At 65.5% G+C, this 5,513-nt stretch carries 7 protein-coding genes and 1 pseudogene; 1 reads left to right on the top strand and 7 read right to left on the bottom strand.

The annotated features are described in order from the left end of the window. The 6 genes and pseudogenes from E3D03_RS19925 to E3D03_RS19900 all read right to left on the bottom strand — a co-directional run. Positions 1-487: DNA methyltransferase (locus tag E3D03_RS19925; RefSeq protein WP_263568399.1), on the bottom strand; the 487-nt coding region annotated here is incomplete at its 3' end. Positions 488-536: 49 nt separating this feature from the next. Then, a pseudogene (locus E3D03_RS19920) lies at positions 537-932 on the bottom strand (DNA cytosine methyltransferase); the annotation flags it as partial. Positions 933-1,003: 71 nt separating this feature from the next. Continuing rightward, complete coding sequence (locus E3D03_RS19915; RefSeq protein ID WP_263568398.1) at positions 1,004-1,966, bottom strand: helix-turn-helix domain-containing protein; 963 nt, start codon at positions 1,964-1,966, stop codon at positions 1,004-1,006. Then, positions 1,963-2,358: a VRR-NUC domain-containing protein gene (locus E3D03_RS19910; RefSeq protein ID WP_263568397.1), complete on the bottom strand. Its 396-nt coding sequence runs from the start codon at positions 2,356-2,358 to the stop codon at positions 1,963-1,965. The genes E3D03_RS19915 and E3D03_RS19910 overlap by 4 nt, the downstream gene beginning before the upstream one ends. A gap of 8 nt (positions 2,359-2,366) precedes the next feature. After that, positions 2,367-2,636, bottom strand: coding sequence for a hypothetical protein (locus E3D03_RS19905; RefSeq protein WP_263568396.1), 270 nt, complete (start codon positions 2,634-2,636; stop codon positions 2,367-2,369). Next, a complete protein-coding gene (locus E3D03_RS19900; protein WP_263568395.1) occupies positions 2,633-2,881 on the bottom strand; it encodes a helix-turn-helix transcriptional regulator in 249 nt (82 codons plus the stop codon). The genes E3D03_RS19905 and E3D03_RS19900 overlap by 4 nt, the downstream gene beginning before the upstream one ends. A gap of 291 nt (positions 2,882-3,172) precedes the next feature. Between E3D03_RS19900 and E3D03_RS19895 the strand changes: the two genes are divergently transcribed. After that, complete coding sequence (locus E3D03_RS19895) at positions 3,173-3,772, top strand: hypothetical protein (protein ID WP_263568394.1); 600 nt, start codon at positions 3,173-3,175, stop codon at positions 3,770-3,772. Positions 3,773-3,817: 45 nt separating this feature from the next. On the opposite strand, the gene E3D03_RS19890 is transcribed toward E3D03_RS19895, so the two are convergent. Continuing rightward, on the bottom strand, positions 3,818-5,056 hold the full coding sequence (locus E3D03_RS19890) for a tyrosine-type recombinase/integrase (protein WP_263568393.1): 1,239 nt from the start codon (positions 5,054-5,056) through the stop codon (positions 3,818-3,820). Between the last annotated feature and the right edge of the window lie 457 nt (positions 5,057-5,513).

Genomic DNA, 5,513 nt, shown 5'->3' with positions numbered 1-5,513 from the left:
CGATGGGCCAGCCCATCAGCCATCCGACGAAGAGCGGATTCAGCCGCCGCCTTGCGCGTCCCTTCAGGATGCGCCGCGAGACGGCGCGCCCATGCGAGGCAATCATCGAAGCCCAGAGCGGACGCGAGATCGGGGCGTGCGAGCAGCACCGCGGCCCAGCCGGCGTGATCACCGGGTCCGGGCGGGTGAAGCCCTGCTCCGCCCGGTAATGCAGCAGGTCCATCCGGCTCTTGCCGTCGGCCCGCGTCACGCTGGCTTCGCTGGACCCCTTCCAGTTCTGCGCTGCTGGGGTCGGCCATTTCGCTGCCTGTGCCGGCAGCGGCGGGGTGCCGCCCGAGCCGTAGCTCTGACCCGGCCCGCCCTTCGCCCCGTCCGTCGCCTTCGGCGTCGACCAGTTCACGATGCCCAGCGCCAAGGCCTCGGCCTTGCGGGTAAAGTCGCTGTTCCCGGCCGGGTTGTAGCGGGATGTGCCGGGATGCAGGCTCATCGGTGTGGGCCAGGATGAAGATCCGCTGCCGCTGGTGCGGCGCGCCGACCTCTGCCGCAGAGAACAGGCCCGCCGCAGGCGTGTAGCCCAAGTTCCAAAGCTCTCGCAGCACGGTTTCAAGCCCGAGGGTGACGTGACCGGCGACGTTTTCGAGGAAGACCCATTCGGGGGCGCATTCGCCGATGATGCGGGCGACCTCGGGCCAGAGGTGGCGGGGATCATCGGCGCCGCCGCGTTTGCCGGCGGCGCTGAAGGGCTGGCAGGGATAGCCGGCCAGCACCGTGTCGAAGGCGCCGTGGAAGGGCCGGGCGTCGAAGCTGCGCAGATCGTCCCAGATCGGGGCCGGGGCGAAGTATCCCGCGCGCTGGGCCGCGATGAGCACAGTTCGGGGCCAGTCCTCCCATTCGACGAAGGCGCGGCTGTGGTATCCGGGCTCGGCGAGCATGAGGCCCAGATCGAGGCCTCCGCCGCCTGCGCAGAGGCTGAGTCCGTGCCGGGGACGTGACACCAGGCCATTCACAGCACCCCCCGCTGGCGCAGGCGCTCGGCGGTGACCAGCCCCCGGCTCAGCATGGCCTCGCGGATGGAATTACTGATCATGCTGGGCGGCAGGAAGCCGTCGGAGTTGACGATCCGGGCGTAGAAACCGGCCCGCTCGTCCTCGCTGGGCAGCGGGCCGGGATCGGACCTGCGTTTCCGGGCGGGCTTCCGGCTTCCGGCGTCTGCTGCTGCCTGCGCATCGCACCGGGCGGCGCGCTCCATGGCGCGGTCGAGCGCCTTCGGGCCGTCGGGGGGATTGGGATGATCGCGGCGGGTTGCGGTGGCGGTCTCGAGGATCCGGTCCTCGGATAGCCCGAGGTCATCGATCCAGCGGTGCACATGCACCCGCGCCGGCCAGCCCTGCCACCAGGCGGGCAGGGCAGTGGCATCGAGGCCCAGCGCCGCAAGCAGCTCTCCGAAAAACTGATCGGAGATCGCCTCGCGCGCCTGCGCCCCCTCCTCCTCCTTTACTGGTTCTCTTAAGGGTTCTCTTACAGGGTTAGTCTCCGAATTCCGGAGATGGCTTTCGGCAAAATCCGGAGATGGCTTTGCCGGAAATCCGGAGATGGCTCCATGTCCGGAATCCGGAGTTGGATCGTCGTCCCGTTCGCTTTCTGTTCCGTCGAACCCATCTCCGGTTTCCGGAGGTGGTTCTTGTGGAAATCCGTCCTCGAACCCCAGAATGTAGCGTGTCGCCCGCCGCTTGTGGGTGCGGGGATCATGGGTGCGAACCCGGCGGATCAGCCGCAGCTCTTCCAGCTTTGCGAGATGAGCGTTCAAAGCCGAGACCGACATTTCCGCGTCGTCCGCCAGCCGTGCCTGCGTCGGGAAGCAGCCGAAATCCGGGTTGTGGCGGTCGCAGAGATGCCAGAGCACGATCTTGGTGGCCGGCTTCAGCCCGCGCTGCTGGATCGCCCAGTTGGTCGCGGCATGGCTCATCGCATCGCCCTCCCGTCCGGGCGGGCAATCCGCGTGGCAAAGCCGTGATCGACCAGCGCGCCCAGCGCGTCGTCGAGCGAGCGCACCAGCGCCCAGCCGAAGCCCTGCGCCAGCACGGCGTCGCGGAATGCCTCCTGCTCGGGACGCAACCGACCCTTGGGCGCCTTCAGCTCGAGGAACAGCACGCGGCCGCTGGAAATCACCAACAGATCGGCGAAACCGCGATGGACGCCCATGCCGACGAGGATCGCCTGACGCTTCGCGCCACGCGGCCCCGGCTCGGTGACCTCATTGGCGCAATGGTGGATGATGGCGCTGCGGGGCAAGGCGAAGCGCAGGGCCTGCACCACCGCGCGCTGCAGATCGGCCTCGGGCGTGCCGCGGCGTTTCATCGGCCGGATCATCGCCGCACCGCCGCATCATCGTCATTACTGCGCCGGGCATGCAACGGGCGACGGGCATCGAGGATCAGCAGCAGCCGGCGCGCGTCCTCGCGTTCCTCGTCGCCCTCGCCATGCTGGATCAGCACCTTGCAGGCGAACCGGGTGAGGTGGTCGGAGTGATGCGCGACATCGGCAACGACAGCGCGGGCCTCGGCGATGCGGTCGGCGGGCCAGTCGCTGCTGCCGGAGGCCGGAGCGACGGCCGGGCGGGGCAGGGCCGGGTTCATCGCCGACCCCGCGATGGGGTCTTGCGTGCGTGTTCCCTGGCCTCGAGCCAGCTGCGAACGGTGCTGCGCCGATAATACACCTTGCGCCCGAGCTTGATGCTCTGCGGGCCGGTGCGCCTCATGTCCCAGCGCCACAGCGTGTCCTCGGAAACCCCGAGGCTGATCGCCAGATCATGCCGGCTGATCCAGTCCTCCAGCAGATCCATGTCAGGCCCCGACTGGTCGATGTCCTGCGTATCCAACATCCGCGATTCCTTTCCCGTTTGCGCCCGGATGCGGGCGGTTGCGTCCTGGGGCGCAGCGGATCAGAGGACGGGGGGTGGCAGGGTGGCATAAACCGGCATATTCAAACCGACCTTCGTGCCACCCCTTGTTTTATTGGTATTCTTCCGGATTTCGCCCGCAATTTCTGGCGAGTTGTTTTGCCTCATGAACAACCAGAACGTGCAACGTCAGGGTGCGGCCGGGGCGCACCCGGGCAGGTCTGTGACCAAGGCCGGGCGCGCTCCTCATCATGAAGTTGAGAGGATGAAGCGATGGCTTTGCCGGCACGTGTTTTCTGGACCCTGGAAGATCTGTCAGCGCGCTGGGGGTGCGCGCCAGTCGACATTGTTGGATGGGCGACGATGGACATCCTTGAAATCGTCACCAGCATCGGGCTGGTCCGTTGCAGCGATGCCGGACCACTGGTCGGGCTGGTGGTGGTCTGCGCCGAGGACATCATTCCGCTGTTCCGGCGCAACCGTGAGGACACGAGGGCCTGCGTGCTCTGGCGCGTCCGCGCGCAGGGCAGTGCGGAATGGAAGATCATTACCGACCCGGACGAGGGCGTGACCGTCGAACCGGGCGATCTTCTGGTGACGGCAAAAACGGCCCAGCGCTTTGAGGATGAATACGATCCGCTGCAGCGTGTTCACGTCAGCCCCGGGCGGTCGGCACGGCACGATTGGGAGGGAATGCTGCAATTCCTGATGATCAGGCTATTCGAGCACGGCTTGCCGGAATCGCAGGCTGATTTCGTGGCGGAGGGGCAGGACTGGTTCGTGGCCAATGCCAAGGATGGCTCGGTGCCCGATGAAAGCCAGATCCGGCGCAAACTCACCCCGATCTGGCGGGCTCTGAAGCAGCCGCAGTAGGACTGTCAATTTGATCGACGGCGTTGAGGCCCGTTCAGGGCGAGTTCAACGCCCGCCCTGAACAATGCGCAGCTGCGGCTTCATCATCTCCGCAACCGCATTCACCCCGTCCCGCAGCGGCGAATCCATCATATGCGCGTAGCGCTGCGTGGTGCGCATCTGGGAATGCCCCAGCAGTTTGCCGATCATTTCCAGCGACGCGCCCCCGCTGACCAGCAGCGATGCGAATGTGTGGCGCAGGTCGTGGATCCGCACACCGGCAATTCCGGCCTCGATCTGGATCTGACGCCAGAAGCGGCGGATTTCCTTGACCGGCTGGCCGGGCACATCGCCGGGGAACAGCCACGGACAACCCCGATGCACCGCCGTTTGCCGCTGGCGCACGATGGCGGCCACATCCGGCGAAATCGGCAGGCGGTGGATCTTGCGCTGCTTGGTGGTGGTCGCGGGCTTCGACCATGTGGCGAATTCCAGATTGAACTGGTCGAACCGCGCGCAGCGCACCTCGCCAAGGCGGGCGCCGGTCAACATGCACATGCGGATGATGCCGGCGGCGCGATGGTCTTCGGCCTTGCCCAGCGCTTTGGCAAGCCGGTCGATCTCATCCATGCTGAGATAGCGTTCGCGCTCGGTCTCGATGCGCCGGTAAAATCCCATCGCCGGGTTGTCGGGACGCATCTTCCACTGGACCGCGAGGTTGAACATCTTGCGCAGGACCTCGCCGGTCCGGTTGGCGCGGATCGGCGTCGGCTTCGATCCCTGCAGCTTGCGCGCGCGATTGTTGGGCTTGGCCTTGGAGGGGCGGGCGCGGCCCTTGGCAATCTGGGCAAGCAATCTGTCGACGTCATCCAGCGTGATCTCCTCGACCAGCTTGTGCTTCCACACCGGTTGGACCATTTTGCGCAGCATCGAGATCTGGTCGGCGCGATTGGTCGGGGCCAGATTTGGCAGATGGGTTTCGATATAGCGGTCGATCAGATCGGGGATGCGGGGGGCAGTCATGCCGGTTTCGCGCTCGCCCAGCGGGTCGCCGCCATCGTCGATGATGCGGCGCAGCGCCTTGGCCTGTTCGCGCGCGGCGGTGACCGTCCATTCCGGCCATCTGCCGATGGTGAAGCGGCGCTGACGTCCCTTGACCCGGTAATCGAAGGTGAAGTTCCTGCTGCCGGAGGTGAAGACCCGCAGCGAAAACCCCCGCACGTCCTCATCGAAAACCTGATAGATGCCCGCCCGAGGCTCGGCGGCCCTGACCAGTTTTTCGGTGAGCTTTTCCCTTTGCGCCATGCTGAACCACCCTTGTGCTGACGTGACACAGGCGTGATCCGCGCTGCGGTTCAACTCAAACATGGCCAGTTGGGGGGCAGGGTGGCATAAACCGGCAAATGGAAACGCAGGCTTGTGCCGGTCCCTTTTTGTTCCGCCTGACGTGCCCGTTCAGATCGGCACGTCGCGCGCGTTCAATTGTGGCCTTGCCCGCATGGCGGCAGCCGAGCCGATGCGTTTTCGGCGCGATGAGGCGATCAGGATCGATTATAATCGCGCCGGTTCGAGTCAACGCTGAGTCAACGGACATATGCGGTTTTGAGCGTATCCAGAGCGGTTGAGTGCAGCCGAATGTTGCCGGGTGCCGGGCAACAAAATGCGTGAGAACAAAGGTTTGTCGCCTAAGTTGCTGAAATCAATAACCCATTGGAATCGCTAGGGTTTTGGCTCATAACCTGAAGGTCACAGGTTCAAATCC

The organism is Paracoccus sp. DMF (assembly GCF_004407025.1).
Taxonomy (GTDB): domain Bacteria; phylum Pseudomonadota; class Alphaproteobacteria; order Rhodobacterales; family Rhodobacteraceae; genus Paracoccus; species Paracoccus aminovorans_B.
This window is presented reverse-complemented; position numbering and strand designations above follow the sequence as displayed.